Here is a 17,564-nt window from a genome sequence, read left to right on the forward strand (position 1 = left end):
TGTTCTGAGCAACAAGGTCGATGGCTCAAGTTGTGAGCTAGATCACGCAGGGGAGAATGGGGCGGGGCGGGAAAAACGGGGGGGGGGGAGCCTTGCAAGGCTCCCCCCAGTGATCAGATGGGCTTTTGCCACAGGGTCAGCAGCAGATCCTGTTCCAGTTCATTCGGGCCCTGTTGAGCGAAAGCATGACGCTGCTCACCGGTTGCCCGCCAGCCAAGACGGCTGGTCTCCAGAATAAAGCTGCGCATGGCCTGATCCATGGTGAGGCTGAACTGGCGGCGCTGTTGAGCCATCGGATTGAGACCGCCGAGGGTGGGCCAGCTGAGAGGGTGTTCCATGCTCACCGGATTGAGGCTGACCCGCAGTTGCCACTGATGGCGCGGGCCCGGCTGCAGATAGAGCAGATAGCCACCGGGGGCCAGCCAGCTGACCAGCTGTTCGGTCTTGACCTTGAGATCGTTGACCAGCAGCACCTGAGCAGAGCCCGGTTGCAACGGCGCACGAGCGGGATCGGCAATGACAAACTGGCCGTCCGGCTGCGCTTTTTTGGCGGCAAAGATGGTGTTCTTGGCGATATCAACCCCAGCAAACTGCCAGCCGGGCAGGCGCTCTGCCAGCGCGCGGCAGTAGTAGCCTTCACCGCAACCAAGATGGATCAGCTCTTGTGGTGCCAGCGGAGCGAGCAGGCCGGCCATGGCCTCAACCAGCGGCAGTTGGTGGCCGGCTTCCAGGAAATGGTGCTTGGCGCGCATCAGGGCACGGCTGTCGCTGTCTTTGGGGTTTTTCTTGCCGGGGATGAGATCCAGATAACCTTCCGGTGCCGGATCGAAGTGATGCTTGTTGTCGCAATAGCGCCCTTGGGAGGCTTCATGAAGATGGAGCGGACTGCGGCAGCGGGGACATTGAAGATGCATAGTAACTCTCTGGGCGAATGCCGGAACAGTGAAGGGCGTTCGGGATTATAGGGGAGAGGATCAAAAAAGGCTGCCGTAGCAGCCTTTTTTATCCCAAGGCCTCAGTCAGGCCTGCGGACGGGTCATCAGCGAGTGCCAAATACCACAATGGTCTTGCCGTGAGCAGAGATGAGCTCCTGCTCTTCCAGCATCTTCAGGATGCGGCCCACGGTTTCACGAGAGCAGCCGACGATTTGGCCGATCTCCTGACGGGTGATCTTGATCTGCATGCCATCCGGGTGGGTCATGGCATCCGGCTGTTTGGCCAGGTTGAGCAGGGTCTGGGCGATCCGACCGGTCACATCCAGGAAGGCGAGGTTACCCACTTTCTGGCTGGTGTGTTGCAGGCGCTTGGCCATCTGGCCAGAGAGACGCATCAGAATGTCCGGGTTGACCTGGATCAGCTGGCGGAACTTCTTGTAGGAGATCTCTGCCACTTCGCAAGAGCCTTTGGCGCGAACCCAGGCGGAGCGCTCGGGATTCTCGTTCTCCTCGAACATCCCCATCTCGCCCAGGAAATCGCCCTGGTTCAGATAGGAGAGGATCATCTCTTTGCCCTCATCGTCCTTGATCAAGACGGCCACAGTGCCCTTGACGATGTAGTAGAGGGTCTCCGCTTTTTCACCCGCATGGATCAGGGTGCTCTTGGCGGGATACTTATGAATGTGGCAGTGCGACAAGAACCATTCCAGGGTGGGATCGCTTTGCGGTTTGCCAATGACCATGAGAATTCCTCTGTAGTGTCTTTTTATGGACTTGTGCGTCCGGGCAAGCTGCCAATCTTGCCATTCCTTGTATTGGTCGCAGTAGGATAAGAGCCTTTGCCTGTGCTGACAAGGCTTTGCGGGCTTTTGACAGAGCCCTTTGAGTAATGCCTGCTGCGCCGCTCCGGCCATTCTAGGGAAGATAGAGGTCGGAGATGTTGATTTTGATCTATTTCCATCCCAACTCCCCCTGTTCGGCAGAGATAAGCGACTGGGTTATGCTAGGGATCCATCATCATGATTAACAGGAGAGAGTGCGAGATGAAAGCCAAGGTCAGCTGGGTGGAAGGGATGAAGTTTGTGGGTGAGAGTGAATCCGGTCACAAGGTGATCCTGGATGGTGCCAACCCCGGTGAGGGAGCCAGCCCGATGGAGATGATCCTGCTGGCGGTCGGTGGCTGCAGCTCCATTGATGTGGTTTCCATCCTCGAAAAAGCGCGCCAGTCGGTGACCGCCTGTCATGTTGATGTCAGTGGCGAACGGGTCGATAGCGTGCCCCGGGTTTTCGAGAAGATTAATCTGCACTTCGTGGTGACGGGCAAGGGATTGGCAGAGAAACAGGTGGCCAGAGCGGTGGATCTGTCGATGGAAAAATACTGTTCTGTTTCCCTGATGTTGGAAAAAGCGGTACAAATTACCCATAGTTATCAAATTGTTGAAGCTTGATAACGATAGTTTCGTTGGTACCCTGGCATAAGGCCGTTACGTAAGGCCACTGCACAAGGCCATGACATAAAGCCATTACATAAGGAAAGTGCAATGAAAAAATTGATCGCTCTGCTTCCCCTTTTGGGTCTGGCGGCGTGCAGCAGCCCGCAACCTACCCAGTATCAATACAGCCAATACCAGTGTGGCGAAGAGATGCTGGCCGTTACCTATGATGCCCAGGCTGACATGGTGCAGTTCCCCTATGCCGGGGTTTATCACAAGCTGGCGCGTGTGGAGTCAGAGTCTGGCGCCAAATATTCTGACGGCCTGACCACCTTCTGGAATCAGGAGAAACAAGCTCTCCTCACCCAGAAAGGAGTCACGCTGCTGACCTGTACACTTAAATAGGTGACCACAGTTAGCTGAAGGTGTGCGGCTTTGTGTCCGGGTCTGGCCTAGGCCGGATTGGGTCAAGAGGTTGAGACCACAAAAAACGGCTTGCCGGGAGGCAAGCCATTTTTCTATCTATCCGTTATCACTAAACAAGCGCTAGTTGGTGGGGACGCGATTGAGCAGCTCGGCCGCGAGCTGTTGGCTGAGTGCCTGACGCTGGCTGTCTGCAATGCTTACATCGCTGGTCAGCTGGATGATGCTGCTCCAGACCGCTTTCTGGGTTTTGCGATCGAGCAGCACGATGGCCAGCGACCCTTTGCGCTGGTTGGCCGAGGCATATACCCCGGGTGTCATGCCAAGACGTGCGAAAATCTCGCCGTCACTCATATCCTTGCCGCCCGCGACGCCGATGGCGACCCACAGATCCGCCTCGTCGAGCGGTGCACTCTGCCATCCCTTGCCATTGAGCTCCCGGCTTACCGCCTGCTGCATCGGCTCCAGCCACCCTTCCGCCAACTCACCGGCAAATTGATACTGTTCGGCCAGGGCGTAGCGCGGGGTTGCACCATAGGTCCAGTTGCCCATCGGGCGAACCAGCATGGTGCCGGACTCCAGCGTGGGGGCCGCCGGCCCACTGCTGCAACCGCCAAGCAGGGCGAGCAGTGCCACAGAGAGATAAGCAAGCCGCATCGTGAACTCCTTTGAATCAGGTTATTTTGCCGGTTTCGATCAATTGCTGGATGAGCGGGCGCAGGATCAGCTCCATCGCAAAGCCCATCTTGCCACCCGGCACCACTATGGTGTTCATCCGCGACATGAATGAGCCATCGATCATCGACAGCAGGTAGGGGAAATCCACCTGCTTGATACCGCGAAACCGGATCACCAGCATACTCTCGTCCAGACTCGGGATCACCTTGGCGCTGAAGGGGTTGGAGGTATCCACCGTCGGCACCCGTTGGAAGTTGATATGGGTGCGCGAGAACTGCGGGGTGATGAAGTTGATGTAGTCATCCATGGAGCGAACGATGGAGTCGGTCACTGCCTCGCGGGAATGCCCTCGCTCCGAGGTATCGCGAATGAGCTTCTGGATCCACTCCAGGTTGACGATGGGCACTACGCCTATCAGAAAATCCACGTGGCGCGCCACATTGTGATCCTCGGTGACCACACCGCCGTGCAGCCCTTCATAAAACAGCAGATCGGTATTACTGGGCAGATGCTGCCAGGGGGTAAAGGTGCCGGGCATCTGGTTGAAGGGCACTGCCTCGTCAAAGCTGTGCAGGTAGCGGCGATACTGGCCATTGCCATCCTGCCCATAGCCCTGAAAAAAGCTCTCCAGCAGGCCGAAGTCATTGGCCTCAGGGCCAAAATAGCTGATGTGGCGCCCCTGTTCGCGCGCCTTGCGGATCGCTACATCCATTTCCGGTCGGGTGTAGCGGTGAAAACTGTCACCTTCCACCACAGCCGCGGTATATCCCAGTTGATGGAACATGGAGCGAAAGGCGTTGGTGGAGGTGGAGGTGCCGGCACCGGACGAACCGGTAACGGCAATAATGGGGTGCTTGGCCGACATGGGATTCTCTCTTCCTTGGGAATTCCGTTATAAGGTCCGGATTGCGGTTGGGTCAAGACTGCTCGATGAAGCGGTCTTTCATCACGATATTCACCGATTCGTGCAGCTCGCTATAGACGATGACAGCTTTGCCTTGCTGTAATTGTTCTCTTACTGCATCGACTTTGACGCCAAGCGGTACATCCTGTTCTCCATATTCTGTTCCCTCCTGCAACACAAAGTGTTCGATCAGGTTGGTCAGGGTGTCGCCGTCCAGTTCTTGCCAGGGAATGATCATTTAAAGGTCTCACAGCAAAAGAGGTGATCGTCAGGCTATTGTTGTGTTGAATCCCGCGAATGCAATCACTTTTTACCTTTTCACCGGAGTCTGAGAGATGTTGTCTGAAGCGCAGCGCAGCGCGCCGTTAACCCTGACTGAGCATCTGGACAGCGCACGTCGAGAGGCGATTGCCCGAGGCATGGTGTGGTTCTGGTTGTTGAACTGGCTGGTGGTGTTGTTTCTTTCGATACGCTACGAGGTTTACAGCCAAGTCGGGCTCGCCAGTGATGACAGCTTGCCCTGGCGCTTTCAGAGTGAGCTGGCCCTGGTCATGGTGGTGCTATTGCTACTACCTGTTGTCAGCCTCTTTTGTGACCATCTGCAGGATCGCCTCTGGTTACGGATGGCTGCGCTGGTGATGGTGCTATGGGGCGGACTCTGGACGCTGCATATCTATACGATTGGTCAGGTGGAGCTGCGGGGAGGAGTCAGCTATGCCAACGGGATCATGCGGCTCAACCTGCTGGCTGCGCTCATCGCGTTTTATCCCGATCGCAAGGTTTTTTATGGCTATCTCTTGGGCCCGATGACGGTGGGTGTGGGGTTGGAACTCTTTTTACGCGTCGATTTTCCCCAGATCTACCTGCTTGGCGTGTTGTTTGGCGTGATTGCGCTGGAGGTCGGCCGCCGCATGCTGCACCGCTGGTTTGAGTTGGCGATCATGCGGGAGCATGAAAATCTGACGCTGCTGCGCAAACTTGATCAGCTCGCCAAGCAAGATCCTCTGACCGGTGTCGCCAACCGGCGGCATTTCAATATCGAGTTGGATCGCGCGTTGACCCATAGCCAGGAGAGCGGCGCTCCGCTATCGCTCATCCTGATCGATGTGGACTATTTCAAGCGCTTCAACGACCACTACGGCCATCAGGTGGGAGATATGTGCCTCAAGGAGGTGGCACAAGCGCTCAACCGTGCGGTTCGCACGCCATCTGATCTGGTGGCCCGCTATGGCGGAGAGGAGTTTGTGCTGCTGCTGCCCAATACCGACCGTCAGGCGGCGGCCAGCGTGGCGCAGCGGCTGCAAGATGGCCTGGCCAGCCTGCAGCTGGAGCATCTGGCGTCCGATGTTGCCCCCTGGGTGACGGTGAGTCAGGGGATTGCCAGCAATGTCTCCGGCGAAGAGGCGAGCCAGTTGCTGGAGCGGGCCGATCAGGCGCTCTATCGGGCCAAGGAGTCGGGACGCAATCAGTTCTGTGTTGCAGAGTGACTCTGTTCGGCAATCCAGCGACTGATCCGTTCATCCAGCCAAAACCGTGGCCGCCAGGGCGTGCCGTGCAGAAAGCCGACATGGCCGCCACGCTGGCTCAGCTCATAGCGCACCGTGGGCGAGAGTTGCTCCGGCCGGGGAATGACCGCGTGTGACATAAAGGGATCGTCGGCGGCGTGCAGGATCAGGGTAGGGATGGGGATTTGAGCCAGCAGCGGTAGCCCCGAGCAGCTCTGGTAGTAGTGGCTGGCGCTGTGAAAGCCGTGCAGTGGCGCGGTGACCAGCTCGTCAAAATCGCGCAGGGTGGCAATCTGCTCCACTTGTCGAGGTTGCCAGCGCTCACTCGCTTTCTGCTGCAGGCTGATCTTGTTGAGCAGGTTGCGGCGCATGGTGCGCAGCAGATAGTTCTGATAGACCTTCGAGAAGCCCTGATTGACCCGCTCGGCGCAGCTCGCCAGTTGCAGCGGGGCCGAGACCACCACCGCCGCTTTCAATGCCGCAGGGCAGCCCCGCGCCAGCAGATTGACCAGCATATTGCCACCCAGTGAAAAGCCGATGGCGATCAGCGGTTTGCCCGGAAAACGCTGGCTCAGCTCGGCAATCAGCTCCTGCGCATCACCGATGGCGCCGGAGTGATAGGCCTGCAGGTGGCGATTGGGCTCGCCGCTGCAACCGCGAAAGTGCATCAGCACGGCCTCTCTGCCCTCTTGCAGCAGGTGGGCGAACAATCCTTTGGCATAGTGGGAGTGAATGCTCCCCTCCAGCCCGTGAAACACCACTACCAGCGGCCGTTCATCAAGGCTGACCTCCCCGCTCCAGGCGAGGTCGACAAAGTCCCCATCCTGCAGTTCAAACCGCTCCGCCACAAAACGGGCAGGGGGGCGGCGCAGCCATTTTGGCAATATGGTCTGCAGATGAGGATTGCGTGCCCACCAGGGGGCGTGGAAGTGGCTCTCGGTCAGCATGGGGTCAGTCGGTCTGGGTCGAAGATAAGGAGGACGGGAGGTGTGTTCCTCCCGCCAGTCATTGGCTTATTTCAGCAGGCGATCGTGATGTTCGGCACCGCGCAGCATGGCCTGGATCAGCTCATTGGCTTCGAACTTGGTCAGCGCCTCATGAGCACCCACCTGATGGGCCCGCTCCACGCTGATCTCGCTGGAGAGCGAGGTGTGCAGGATGATGTAGGCCCCCGCCAGTTTGCTGTCGCTCTGCACCTCGAAGGCCAGCTCGTAGCCATCGAGCCCCGGCATCTCGATATCGCTCACCAGAATGTCGATCGGGGTCTTCTGGCTTGCCCGCGTCTGCATCAGGGTCAGTGCATCCTTGCCATTGGTGCAGACCTCATAAGGGATATTGATGTAGTCGAGGGCAGCCATCAGCTGACGGCGAGCGACCGAGGAGTCATCGACCAGCAGGATCCGCATCGGCTTGATCCGCTCCCGCTGCACATCGGTCAGCACCGGATAGAGGTGGCTCGGATCGTCCGGATAGACCCGGGAGAGGATCAGCTCCACATCCAGCAGCTGGATCAGCTGGTCATTGACCCGGGTCACACCGGTTACGAACACATTGTGGCCGAGGGAGGCGGGGGGCGATTCGATATCGCGCCAGTTGCACTCGGTGATCTTGTCGATGCCTCGCACCAGAAAGCCCACCAGGGTGCGGCGGCAGTCGGTAATGATGATGAAGCAGTGGGGCATCTCCTCCTTGCTGATGGGGCGATAGCCCACCGCCATCGCCATGTCGATTACCGGAATGGTGGAGCCGCGCATATTGGCAGCCCCCAACACGGTCGGGTGCGAGTGCGGCATTGCCGTCAGCTGGGTGTAGGGCACTATCTCCTTCACCTTGAGGGTACCGATAGCAAAAGATTGCTTGGCAGAGAGATGAAACAGCAACATGCCCTGGGATTGATTGGCTTTGCTCGTCATGGCAGATGTCCTGTTGGTCGAAACGTTGGCAGTCACTTCAGGCCTCTAGCATAAAGGATTACGGGGGGAATGGCCCTTCCTTGTTAACGACCATCTGGCAAAAAACTGGACTCATTCAGCTAATTTCGTTGGCACACTCACATCGGCGTCCGGTTATTGATCGCCATCCTCGCCAACGCCCCACTGCTGGCAGGCAGCTTGCAATGCGGCCTCATCGGCATAACCCAGCTTGCTGGCCACCTGCGCGGGTTTGCTGCCGCCTTTAAGCAATCTGAGCGCCTGCAGCAGTTGCCACTGTTGTTGCAATTCACTCCCTTCCACCGGCGCATCGGCTTGTTGTGCCCACTGTTGCAGAGACTCCGTTTGGCCATTGACCAGCGCTTGCCAGCAGGTTTGCAGCTCACCGTGACCCTGCTGGCTGATGGCGCACTGTTGCAACTCATCCAGGATCACCTGCAGTCGCTGACCGTAGGCCCCTTGCCACTCTTTCGGACGTTGCCACCGGGCCAGCGAGTCGAGCAGGGCATCAAGCAGCGGGGTGGTCTGCAGCCAGCCAGCCTGCTGCGGCTGAGTCACGCGCAAAGAGACATTCAGCTGATCGTACTCGCAACCGCTGAGGGGGCTGAAGGCCGCGAGGGCATCGGCGCAGAGCCAGAAGCTGCTGCCTGCCGGCAGCAACAGCTCATGTTGGCCCAGTCTCAGCAGCGCGGCGCCCCGGGTGATCCGCAACAGCTGCCCGACCGGAGTTCGTTTGCGGTTGCCGGCGTGCAGGCCCTGGCAGGAAAAATGGTGATACTCGATGGCGTGATGCATGTAAAAACCCTGATATGATGCTGCCTGGAGGTAACAAATATGGAAACCAGACGTAAAAAACGCTTCATTGCCGGTGCAGTCTGCCCGGCGTGCGGCAAGTTGGACAACATGATGCTGTATCTGGAGCATGGAGTCGAGAAGGTGACCTGTGTCGCCTGTGGCGATACCCAGGTACAAACGCCTGCCGAGGTCGACAAACAGACTCGCGAGGCGGAAGAGGTGATCGGGGTGTTTCGCCCCTGATAAGGGAACGGCGGGTGGAATGCGGGTCTCCTCGCTGACGCTGTTGCCGTTTTTTTCGTCACTCCGTGGCGCCGCACGGCATATGCGCGGCCCGCTTTTTAGGGTATTCTGAGCCCGTTTTTTTCTATCCGCAGGATCCTGACATGAAAGTAGCTCCTCTGAGCGTGGTTACGCTGGAATACACAGTCACCGACGAGCACGGTGAAGTCATCGACAGCACTGTCGGCAAAGAGCCGCTGGTCTATCTGCACGGCACCCGTTACCTGGTCTCAGGCCTGGAAGCCGAGCTGGAAGGTCGCGCGGTAGGTGAAGCCTTCGAAGTGACTCTGGCACCGAGCCAGGCCTACGGCGAATATGACGAGACACTGGTACAAGAAGTACCGGGCGAGCTGTTCGACGGCATGGAAGTCTCCGAAGGGGATACTTTTGTGGCTGAAACCGACGATGGCCACCGTCCGGTGACCGTGGTTGAAGTGTCCGAAGAGTTCGTCAAAGTGGATGGCAACCATCCGCTGGCTGGCGTAACCCTGGGCTTCAAGGTCGAGATCAAGGACGTGCGCGCTGCCACTGCCGAAGAGCTGGCCCACGGCCACGTTCACGGTGCCGGTGGTTGCGGTCACGATCACGGCCATGACCACGATCACGGCGGTTGCTGTGGCGGTCATGGTCACGACCATGATGAGGATCACGGCCAGGGCGGTTGCTGCGGCGGTGCTGGCCACGGTCACGGTCACGATCATGGCCACGACCACGGTGACGACCATGGTCACGGCGGCTGCTGCGGTGGCGGCGGTTGTGGTGGCAAGGGCCATCACCACTGATCACGGCCATGCCAATGATAAAAAACCCGCGATTATCGCGGGTTTTTTTATTGGCTGACAGTGATGCCGAACCATATTGCCTGAGCGGAGATAGCGCTGGTTCAGTAGTGCGGCGGCGGGGTCTCTTCGGCCATGCTGGCAATCTGGCTGGGCTGTACGCTTTGTAGTTTGTCGATCAGCAGCTGGATCTGGTATTTGAGCCGATCGAGTTCACGGCCCTGGGTGGTTACCTCGTCGTTGAGCTGCTCTATGGTGTACTCCGCATAGGCGAGACGGGTTTCCAGGGTTTCGATGCGATCGTTAAGTTGCTGACTCATGGGCCTTCGGGTCCTTACTTGATTGTCCAGATTTCGGCCAGACCACTGGAGCTGGCACTGACAAGGTGGCTATTGTCGCGCAAAGCGACGCCGTAGACCACTGCGCTGGGCGGTTTCACCTTGGGTTGCGGCGAGACGCGCCAGCTCTGCAGCAGGGCACCATCGCTCACTTGCCACAGGGAGAGCTGACGGGAAGGGGCGCCGGTGATGAGCCACTTGCCATTGTTGGCAAAGCGGGCGCTGGTGTAGACCTCGAAGCGGTGATCATATTGCAGCTGACTCACCTCCTTGCCGGTTTTCAGATCCCAGATGCTGGCCCGGCTGCTGTCGGCGGTGAAGGCGTAGCGGCCGCTCGGCTCCAGTTTGGCCATGATCACTCGGCCACCATGGTTGAAGCGCCAGATCACCTGCCCGCTACGGGTATCCCACAGATAGGCGCTGTAGTCGTTGCCGCCGGTCAGGGCGTAGCGACCGTTGGCGGAGAGATCCACCGTATTGACCTGTTCGGTGTGCCCCAGAAACTGCAGGCGACGGCCGCTTCGGGTATCGAGCCACTCAGCTTTGCCATCTTCCCGCCCGATCAGCACATAACGACCGTCGGCAGAGAGCGCGATGTCCCTCAGCCTGGATTCAGGAAGTGAGTAGTAGCCTTGTGATTGCCCGTCGTTCAGCCGCCAGGTAGCAAAGGTGTCTGGGGTGGCGGTGACGGCATGGCTGTTGCCTTCGGAAAAACGGGTAATGAATACCAGATCATCCGCCGAGTCGGATTGCTTCCAGCGCCAGCGTTGACGGTTCTGTTCCAGATCCCAGACGATGATGCCCTGGCTGATGCTGGAGACGATGGCCTGCTTGCCATCACTGGAGAGATCTGCGGTCAGCAGACCCGTGCTGGCGAGGGTCATTTGCTGGTTGGGTTGGGAGCTCTGCTCGCAACCGGTGAGCATTAAACAGAGGCTCACCAGATAAATGGCACTTTTTATCATTTTTGCGGTCTCACGCTTTTGTTACCTGCGATCACGGCGTTAGTATAAGGCGCTTATCACGATAAACCTCTCATTTCACGATGGAACCGAGAGCGGTATTTGGAGTTTGGAGAAACTGATGAACAAATTTCTGAAGGTGTCCCTGTTGGCGGCGGCCGTTGCCGTCGGTCTGACTGCTTGCCAAAAAGACGAGAAGCCTGCTGCGGCCAATACCGCCGAAGTGAAGGCAGAAGCCAGCAAGCCGGCAGAGGCGACCAAGGCCGAAGCCAAGAGCTTTGAAGAGCAATCTGGCTACGCAATTGGCCTCTCCATGGGTCGTTACATCGCCAATACCCTGGAGCGTCAGCAGGAACTGGGCATCAAACTGGACAACGCCGTGATCCTGAAAGGGGTGACTGACGGTCTGGGCAAAGAAGCCAAGATGACTGATGAAGAGATCCAGAAGGTACTGCAGGATTACGACGCCAAGATCAACGAGCTGACCAAGGCCAAGGCCGAGAAAGACGCTGTTGAGAATCTGAAGAAGGGCGAAGAGTTCCTGGCTGCCAACGCCAAGAAAGAGGGTGTTAAGAGCACTGAATCCGGCCTGCAGTACGTGGTCGAGAAGATGGGCACTGGCGCCAAGCCGAAATCTACCGACATCGTCAAGGTGCACTACACCGGTACCCTGACCGATGGCACCAAGTTCGATAGCTCCGTCGATCGCGGCGAGCCGGCTACCTTCCCGCTCAACCAGGTTATCCCGGGTTGGACTGAAGGTGTGCAGCTGATGCCGGTTGGCTCCAAGTTCAAGTTCTTCCTGCCGTCCAAGCTGGCCTATGGCGAGCACGGTGCAGGCTCCATCCCGGCGAACGCCGTGCTGGTGTTTGACGTTGAGCTGCTGGCTATCGAGAAGCCGACTGCAGACGACGCCAAGAAGTAATCCCTTCTTGTAGTTAAAAACGGCTCCTTAAGGAGCCGTTTTTACTTGTGTATTCCCTGCAATCGCGGGATAACAGAGCTGTCTTGGCGTTGGGTTTGCGCGCGAAAATAAGGCAAAATAGATCGCAGAATCAAATACAAGGATGAGTCCAGTGGCTGAAAATAAATCGCGTGTCCTGCTGGTGGAAGATACCCGTAGTCTGGCGGTGGTCTATGAACAGTACCTGCGCCAGGAGGGGTACGAGGTGGTGCTGGCCGACTGCGGTCAACAGGCGTTGGCGCAGTTGCTGGCAAGCCCTCCCCCCGTGGTGCTGCTGGATCTGGAGCTGCCGGATATGTCCGGTATGGATATTCTGCAAATGATCACCGAACAGCAGTTGCCCTGCTCTGTGGTGGTGATCACCGCCCACGGCTCGGTAGATGTGGCGGTGGAGGCGATGCGCCTCGGTGCCTTCGATTTTCTGACCAAGCCGTTTGACAGCAAGCGGCTCTGCGCCACCGTTCGCAATGCCTTGAAACACCAGCAGTTGAGCTCGCTGGTTGCCCACTATCGGGAGAATTTCGAACGCAGCTCGTTTTTCGGTTTTATCGGTGCCTCCATGTCGATGCAGGCGGTCTATCGCATCATCGAGAGCGCGGCGCCCAGCAAGGCGACCGTCTTTATCACTGGCGAGAGCGGCACCGGCAAAGAGGTGTGTGCCGAGGCGATTCACCAGTGCAGTCCCCGCAGCGAACAGCCCTTTATTGCCCTCAACTGCGCCGCCATTCCCCATGATTTGATGGAGAGCGAGATCTTCGGTCATGTGAAGGGCTCTTTTACTGGCGCCCAGGGGGATCGCAAGGGGGCGGCCAGTCTGGCCGATGGCGGTACCCTGTTTCTCGACGAGATCTGCGAGATGGATCTCGACCTGCAGAGCAAGCTGCTGCGCTTTATCCAGACCGGCACAGTGCAGCGGGTCGGCAGCGGCAAGCTTGAGACGGTGGATGTCCGCTTTATCTGCGCCACCAACAGGGATCCGCTGGTGGAGGTGAAAGCGGGCCGTTTTCGCGAGGATCTCTACTATCGGCTCCACGTCATTCCGCTTACCCTGCCGCCACTGCGGGAGCGGGGTGAGGATATCCTGCTGCTGGCGCGCACCCTGCTGCAAAGCTACGCCAAGGAGGAGAACAAACGCTTCAAGGATTTCGATGTCGAAGCGGCGCGAGTGCTGCTTGACTACCCCTGGCCTGGCAACGTACGCGAGCTGCAAAACGTGGTGCGCAATATCGTGGTGCTCAATGACAAGGAGCTGGTGAGCCCGGATATTCTGCCGCCACCGCTCAATGGGGTGCGCCCCCAACTGCCGGCTGCGATTGCGGCAGCGGTGGCATCGGCTCCGGCCGCCACTGGCGTGGCCAACGGGCCGATTCGTCCGCTCTGGCTGGTGGAGAAAGAGGTGATCGAACAGGCCATCGCCAGTTGTGACGGCAACATTCCCAAGGCGGCGGCCCTGCTCGAGATCAGCCCCTCTACCATTTACCGTAAAAAGCAGGGGTGGGAGGAGTCCAATCGGGCCTGAACCATCTTGCCAGCAGATAAGGGCGGCTAGCGTGCCGCCCTTGCTATTTTGGGGATCAGAGTTTGGCGAGGCGCTTGAGGCGGGCCAGTCGTTCCCCCTCGTTGGCGCTGAACCAGCGGTCTTGCGACAGCAGAAACCAGGCGCGGGAGAAGTATTCCGCGGCCAGCGGATCGTCCAGCACCAAGGCATTCTCCCCCAGCTCCTCGAACAGATAACCATCCTCAGGTTCGCCTGCCTCGGCCATATCGGCCTTGAGCTGGTGCAGCTCTGCCAGTGCCTGCTGGTGCTGACCCTGGGCCCGGGTCAGGCGAGCCAGACTCCAGCGAGCGATAAACGCCTTGGCCGGCTGGTTATGCTGCAGATGCCAGGCCAGGCACTTCTGTTGCTGGATTTTCGCCTCATCAAAGCGGCCCAATTCGAACAGGGTCCAGCCCTGATTGTTGTAAAGGGGAGCCAGCCAGCCGCGCACCTTCTCGTCACTGCTGCGTTCCGCCAGCTCCATCGCCAGTTGATGCCAGCGGCTCTGCTCTTCCAGTGGTGCGGCGATGGCGATCATGTGAGCGGCGTCGATGGCGAGATAGGTCTCCTTCTCCTTGAGCCCCCATTGCCAGGCTTGTTCAAACAGCGGTTTGGCACTGGCTTTGTCGCCCGCCGAGTTAAAGGTGCGGCCTCGTTCCAGCAGGGCCCGGATCCGCGCTCTGGGGGTTTTATCGGTGAGGCGAGGCTCTATCTCGTCGAGCAGCTGATGGGCTTCGGCAAACTGGCGCTGCAGCGAGTGGGTGCGGGCAATTTGGGTCAGCAACTCCAGTTCGAGCTGCAGGTCGGCGGCGGCGCGCGCTTCGGGAAGAAGGGTGTGAAAACGCAGGGCGCTGGCGGCGGGATCCTGATAATCCCACAGCGCCATGAAATCGGGCGGATTGTCCATTTGGCCTCCTTGCTGGTTATCCTGTCACCAAGATGCCTGCAGGCCATTGTTTGTACAAGGGGCGCCCGTCACAGAGCGCCCCTTGCATCATGTGGCCGGTTGGTCAGTAGACCATGGCCAGGCTCATCAGCATCAGACCGAGGGCGGCAAAGGCCCCCTCCTTGATGGCGAGCCGTGGCACCAGCGCCTTGGGCAGGGCCGGAAACAGGCTCAGGGCAAAGCCAAGCCCCGGCATCAACCAGTGGAATGCCGGATCGCGCAGGGCGGGATCGGCGGCTCCATTGATGATGATCAGCAAAATAAACAGGGTGAAGGCCGGCAGGATAAACCAGCGTACCCCACCGGCGGCGACCGCCCGCAGCGGCGAAATGCGATAGAGCAGCATGGTCACAAGGAACAGAACAAAAGGGGCCAGCAGATAGAGCGGAGCGGGGTTCATAACATCTTTCCTGAAAACTGATCGTCAAAAAACAGGGAGTCCGGTGCAAGAGGCGCGCGATTTAACCACTCTTCGCAGGTAATCACCAGCAGCCCGGGCCCGGGCTGTGAAGAGGATCCCGGATAAAGGCTTGCTAGCGCGTCTTAGTGCAACCAGAACCAGGCTGCTGCAAATCCCAGCCAGCTCAGCACCAGCAAGATCCAGGGCAGGGGATGCTGATGGCTTACTTCAACCACTTCAAGCTGATCGTCTTGCTCTTCGGTTTGTGGCGCCGCCTGTGGCTGCCTGGCTTTGGCCTGCAATTTTTTCTGGCGGCTCGCTTCGCGGGCCCGCGCCTTCATCTGTTTCTTGTATTCGTCGATGCCTTTCTGGATCCCTTGCGCGATAAGCTGGGTCTGTTCCTTGGTCTGCCCCGGCTTCTGGTTGGCACGGGCAATTTTCATCGCCTCCTGCTGGGTCTCAGGGGAAATCTTGTCGTACTTGGCCATCAACACACTCCTCGGGCATGGGGGAGGGAGTATGCCACAAAACCGTGTTTCGTGGGGCTTGGCTAGGCATGGCTACAAATGAGAAACACCTCAATAAAAGCATTTAAAAATCAGTAGCAAAGGGTAAGTTTGGCCATCGATCACAATTAACAACATTTGTGAGTCGCTGATGAAAATTTCTTCTTCGTTGTTTGTTATATTTGGGCCCGACCTGCTGGATAGGGTCACTAAATAACAAAACAATCAAGGTGATATGGAAATGAATAATAACGTTATCAAAGGCAGCGTGACCCTGGCCGTGCTGGCGGCACTGACGGGTTGCAATATCTCCAAAAACGACAGCGTTGCACCCTGCACCGAAAATGTCTGCAAACTGACCATCCTGCACACCAACGATACCCACGGCCGTTTCTGGCACAACGCTGAAAATGAGTACGGTATGGCTGCCCAGAAGACTCTGGTCGAGCAGCTGCGTGCCGATGCCAAGGCTGCTGGCAGTGACGTGCTGGTTCTTTCCGGTGGTGATGTGAATACCGGCGTGCCGGAGTCCGATCTGCAGGACGCCGAGCCTGACTTCATGGCGATGAACAACATTCGCTACGATGCCATGGCAGTGGGCAACCATGAATTCGACAACCCCCTCAGCGTGCTGGAGAAGCAGCGCAAGTGGGCCCAGTTCCCCATGCTCTCGGCCAACATCTACGACAAGGCCAGTGGCAAACACTACTTTGACCCCTACAAGGTGTTCAAGTTGGAGAGCGGTCTCAAGGTCGCCGTACTGGGCCTGACCACCGAGGATACCGCCCAGCTGGTGGATCCCAACAACGTGCAGACCCTGGAGTTCCGCGATCCGACCAGCGAGGCGGCCAAACTGGGCCAGCAGATCCGCAGCAACAAGGAGGCCAATCTGGTCTTCGCCATCACTCACATGGGCCATTACGAGAATGGTCAGCACGGCAGCAATGCGCCGGGCGATGTAGAGATGGCTCGTGCACTGCCGGCAGGGACTCTGGATGCCATCATTGGTGGCCACTCCCAGAATCCGGTCTGTATGGAACTGGGTACCACCAACAAGTACGCCAATTTCAAACCGGGTGATAACTGCCAGCCGGATCAGCAAAACGGCACCTGGATCATGCAGGCTCACGAGTGGGGCAAGTATGTGGGCCGTGCCCAGTTTGAGTACCAGAATGGCAAATTGACCCTGACCAGCTATGACCTGATCCCGGTCAACCTGATCAAGCGCAACGCCAAGGGCGAGGCGCTCGATGCCAACGGCGCCGTAACCAAGGACCCGGCCAAGATGCAGTTCGTACAGGACGAGATCACCAAGGATCCCGAGCTGTATAACACCCTGCTGGGTTATCAGGAGAAAGGTCAGCAAGAGCTGAATGTCGTCATTGGCTCGGCAGATGGCTTGCTGGTTGGTGATCGCAACTCGGTTCGCAACAAGCAGACCAACCTGGGTCGCCTCATCACCACGGCGACCAGCAGCAAGCTGGGTGTCGACTTTGGTATCGTCAACTCAGGCGGTGTGCGCGACAGCATCCCGGCCGGTGATATCACCTACCGCAGCGTGCTGCTGGTACACCCGTTTGGCAACACGGTCAACAAGGCTGTCATGAAGGGAAGCGATCTGGCGACCTATCTGGGCCAGGTGGCAAGCAAGACCCGCAATACCGGTGGTTATGCCCAGTTTGGCGGTATCAACATGGCGGTGGATTGCCAAGCCAAGAGCGTCAATATCACCAGTATCGGTGGCAAGGCGTTTGATCCGGCAGCAACTTACAGCTTCGCGATCCCGAGCTTCAGCGCCTCCGGTGGTGATGGCTATCCGAAGATCGATACCATCAACGCCGGTTTGGTGGATGCTGCCGTGCTGAAGGAGTACATCGAGATCAAGAAGGTGATCAACGTGGCCGATTATCAGCCAGGCAATGAGGTGAGCTATCTGAACTCAACCTCTACCGAAGGGTGTAACTGATTCGTCTGCGGGGCGCATACCCCCAGATGTGATCCCAAAGGGCAGCCGGTGGCTGCCCTTTGTCGTTATGTGCGTGGTGACATGTCATCTGGGGATTGGTCACAACTCTTCAATTATCAATGACGATAGCCATCGCCTGTAGGAGGTCAGGTGAGGGGATGAAATGAAAGGCTATGTCCAAATTACGTGTTGCATGGGGCGCCCCAGCGCCTCATGCAAACATGCTTTGATATTTACGCCTTTTCCGTAACGCTCCAGCATCCTGAGCCAACCCAGGTAG

At 58.1% G+C, this 17,564-nt stretch carries 21 protein-coding genes and 1 pseudogene; 8 read left to right on the forward strand and 14 right to left on the reverse strand.

Translation table 11 applies throughout. The features are described from left to right. Positions 1-113: 113 nt before the first annotated feature. Together ACB040_RS19310 and crp are read right to left on the reverse strand one after the other, a co-directional pair. Positions 114-914, reverse strand: coding sequence for a putative RNA methyltransferase (locus ACB040_RS19310; protein ID WP_338773897.1), 801 nt, complete (start codon positions 912-914; stop codon positions 114-116). A gap of 125 nt (positions 915-1,039) precedes the next feature. Next, positions 1,040-1,678 carry a cAMP-activated global transcriptional regulator CRP gene (gene crp / locus ACB040_RS19315; RefSeq protein ID WP_005335304.1) on the reverse strand — a complete coding sequence of 213 codons (639 nt, stop codon included), beginning with the start codon at positions 1,676-1,678 and terminating at the stop codon, positions 1,040-1,042. Positions 1,679-1,978: 300 nt separating this feature from the next. Here crp and ACB040_RS19320 point away from each other — a divergent pair, with 300 nt between their 5' ends. Together ACB040_RS19320 and ACB040_RS19325 are read left to right on the forward strand one after the other, a co-directional pair. Then, complete coding sequence (locus tag ACB040_RS19320) at positions 1,979-2,383, forward strand: OsmC family protein (protein WP_005362569.1); 405 nt, start codon at positions 1,979-1,981, stop codon at positions 2,381-2,383. Positions 2,384-2,476: 93 nt separating this feature from the next. Beyond that, a complete protein-coding gene (locus ACB040_RS19325; protein ID WP_005348285.1) occupies positions 2,477-2,773 on the forward strand; it encodes an MliC family protein in 297 nt (98 codons plus the stop codon). A gap of 141 nt (positions 2,774-2,914) precedes the next feature. Here the strand turns inward: ACB040_RS19325 and ACB040_RS19330 are convergent, their stop codons facing one another. Genes ACB040_RS19330 through ACB040_RS19340 form a run of 3 tightly spaced genes read right to left on the reverse strand, consistent with a single transcriptional unit; the run spans position 2,915 to position 4,611 of the window. Continuing rightward, positions 2,915-3,448: a DUF4136 domain-containing protein gene (locus tag ACB040_RS19330; RefSeq protein WP_005335300.1), complete on the reverse strand. Its 534-nt coding sequence runs from the start codon at positions 3,446-3,448 to the stop codon at positions 2,915-2,917. 16 nt (positions 3,449-3,464) lie between these two features. After that, positions 3,465-4,334: a phosphoribulokinase gene (locus ACB040_RS19335; RefSeq protein WP_005335299.1), complete on the reverse strand. Its 870-nt coding sequence runs from the start codon at positions 4,332-4,334 to the stop codon at positions 3,465-3,467. A 52-nt stretch (positions 4,335-4,386) separates the two neighbouring features. Next, positions 4,387-4,611 carry a YheU family protein gene (locus tag ACB040_RS19340; RefSeq protein WP_005335298.1) on the reverse strand — a complete coding sequence of 75 codons (225 nt, stop codon included), beginning with the start codon at positions 4,609-4,611 and terminating at the stop codon, positions 4,387-4,389. A 97-nt stretch (positions 4,612-4,708) separates the two neighbouring features. On the opposite strand from ACB040_RS19340, the gene ACB040_RS19345 reads away from it, so the two are divergent. Then, complete coding sequence (locus ACB040_RS19345; protein ID WP_371156111.1) at positions 4,709-5,860, forward strand: GGDEF domain-containing protein; 1,152 nt, start codon at positions 4,709-4,711, stop codon at positions 5,858-5,860. Here the strand turns inward: ACB040_RS19345 and ACB040_RS19350 are convergent. The 3 genes from ACB040_RS19350 to ACB040_RS19360 all read right to left on the reverse strand — a co-directional run bounded on the left by ACB040_RS19350 (position 5,839) and on the right by ACB040_RS19360 (position 8,604). Beyond that, positions 5,839-6,825 (reverse strand): hydrolase, encoded by a 987-nt coding sequence (locus tag ACB040_RS19350; RefSeq protein WP_371156109.1) that lies wholly within the window; start codon positions 6,823-6,825, stop codon positions 5,839-5,841. The two genes, ACB040_RS19345 and ACB040_RS19350, sit on opposite strands and share 22 nt — an antisense overlap. A 66-nt stretch (positions 6,826-6,891) precedes the next feature. Further along, complete coding sequence (locus tag ACB040_RS19355) at positions 6,892-7,791, reverse strand: chemotaxis protein (protein ID WP_005335289.1); 900 nt, start codon at positions 7,789-7,791, stop codon at positions 6,892-6,894. A 153-nt stretch (positions 7,792-7,944) separates the two neighbouring features. Then, the gene (locus tag ACB040_RS19360; protein WP_371156107.1) at positions 7,945-8,604 is read right to left on the reverse strand and encodes a hypothetical protein; all 660 of its coding nucleotides are present in this window, start codon (positions 8,602-8,604) and stop codon (positions 7,945-7,947) included. Between the two features lie 39 nt (positions 8,605-8,643). On the opposite strand from ACB040_RS19360, the gene ACB040_RS19365 reads away from it, so the two are divergent. Both ACB040_RS19365 and slyD read left to right on the forward strand, forming a co-directional pair. Beyond that, complete coding sequence (locus ACB040_RS19365) at positions 8,644-8,847, forward strand: YheV family putative zinc ribbon protein (RefSeq protein WP_005335287.1); 204 nt, start codon at positions 8,644-8,646, stop codon at positions 8,845-8,847. Between the two features lie 143 nt (positions 8,848-8,990). After that, positions 8,991-9,668 (forward strand): peptidylprolyl isomerase, encoded by a 678-nt coding sequence (slyD, locus tag ACB040_RS19370; protein WP_201992014.1) that lies wholly within the window; start codon positions 8,991-8,993, stop codon positions 9,666-9,668. A 101-nt stretch (positions 9,669-9,769) separates the two neighbouring features. Here the strand turns inward: slyD and ACB040_RS19375 are convergent, their stop codons facing one another. Together ACB040_RS19375 and ACB040_RS19380 are read right to left on the reverse strand one after the other, a co-directional pair. Then, a complete protein-coding gene (locus tag ACB040_RS19375; protein ID WP_005335285.1) occupies positions 9,770-9,985 on the reverse strand; it encodes a SlyX family protein in 216 nt (71 codons plus the stop codon). Between the two features lie 14 nt (positions 9,986-9,999). Beyond that, a complete protein-coding gene (locus ACB040_RS19380) occupies positions 10,000-10,968 on the reverse strand; it encodes a hypothetical protein (protein ID WP_371156104.1) in 969 nt (322 codons plus the stop codon). 118 nt (positions 10,969-11,086) lie between these two features. Between ACB040_RS19380 and fkpA the strand changes: the two genes are divergently transcribed. Beyond that, a complete protein-coding gene (gene fkpA / locus ACB040_RS19385) occupies positions 11,087-11,890 on the forward strand; it encodes an FKBP-type peptidyl-prolyl cis-trans isomerase (RefSeq protein ID WP_005335283.1) in 804 nt (267 codons plus the stop codon). A 151-nt stretch (positions 11,891-12,041) separates the two neighbouring features. Further along, positions 12,042-13,448 (forward strand): sigma-54 dependent transcriptional regulator, encoded by a 1,407-nt coding sequence (locus ACB040_RS19390; RefSeq protein WP_005348258.1) that lies wholly within the window; start codon positions 12,042-12,044, stop codon positions 13,446-13,448. 55 nt (positions 13,449-13,503) lie between these two features. Here the strand turns inward: ACB040_RS19390 and ACB040_RS19395 are convergent, their stop codons facing one another. The 3 genes from ACB040_RS19395 to ACB040_RS19405 all read right to left on the reverse strand — a co-directional run bounded on the left by ACB040_RS19395 (position 13,504) and on the right by ACB040_RS19405 (position 15,300). Continuing rightward, complete coding sequence (locus ACB040_RS19395; protein WP_139402372.1) at positions 13,504-14,373, reverse strand: hypothetical protein; 870 nt, start codon at positions 14,371-14,373, stop codon at positions 13,504-13,506. A 103-nt stretch (positions 14,374-14,476) separates the two neighbouring features. Continuing rightward, positions 14,477-14,812 carry a hypothetical protein gene (locus tag ACB040_RS19400; RefSeq protein WP_005358483.1) on the reverse strand — a complete coding sequence of 112 codons (336 nt, stop codon included), beginning with the start codon at positions 14,810-14,812 and terminating at the stop codon, positions 14,477-14,479. Positions 14,813-14,955: 143 nt separating this feature from the next. Next, on the reverse strand, positions 14,956-15,300 hold the full coding sequence (locus tag ACB040_RS19405; protein WP_338773907.1) for a DUF2956 domain-containing protein: 345 nt from the start codon (positions 15,298-15,300) through the stop codon (positions 14,956-14,958). A gap of 259 nt (positions 15,301-15,559) precedes the next feature. Between ACB040_RS19405 and ushA the strand changes: the two genes are divergently transcribed. Further along, positions 15,560-17,284 (forward strand): bifunctional UDP-sugar hydrolase/5'-nucleotidase UshA, encoded by a 1,725-nt coding sequence (gene ushA / locus ACB040_RS19410; RefSeq protein ID WP_371156101.1) that lies wholly within the window; start codon positions 15,560-15,562, stop codon positions 17,282-17,284. A 171-nt stretch (positions 17,285-17,455) separates the two neighbouring features. On the opposite strand, the pseudogene ACB040_RS19415 reads toward ushA, so the two are convergent. After that, positions 17,456-17,564 (reverse strand): annotated as a pseudogene (locus ACB040_RS19415) (IS1595 family transposase); the annotation flags it as partial.

The sequence above is a fragment of the Aeromonas sp. S11(2024) genome (genome assembly GCF_041402345.1).
GTDB classification, from domain to species: Bacteria; Pseudomonadota; Gammaproteobacteria; order Enterobacterales; family Aeromonadaceae; genus Aeromonas; species Aeromonas veronii.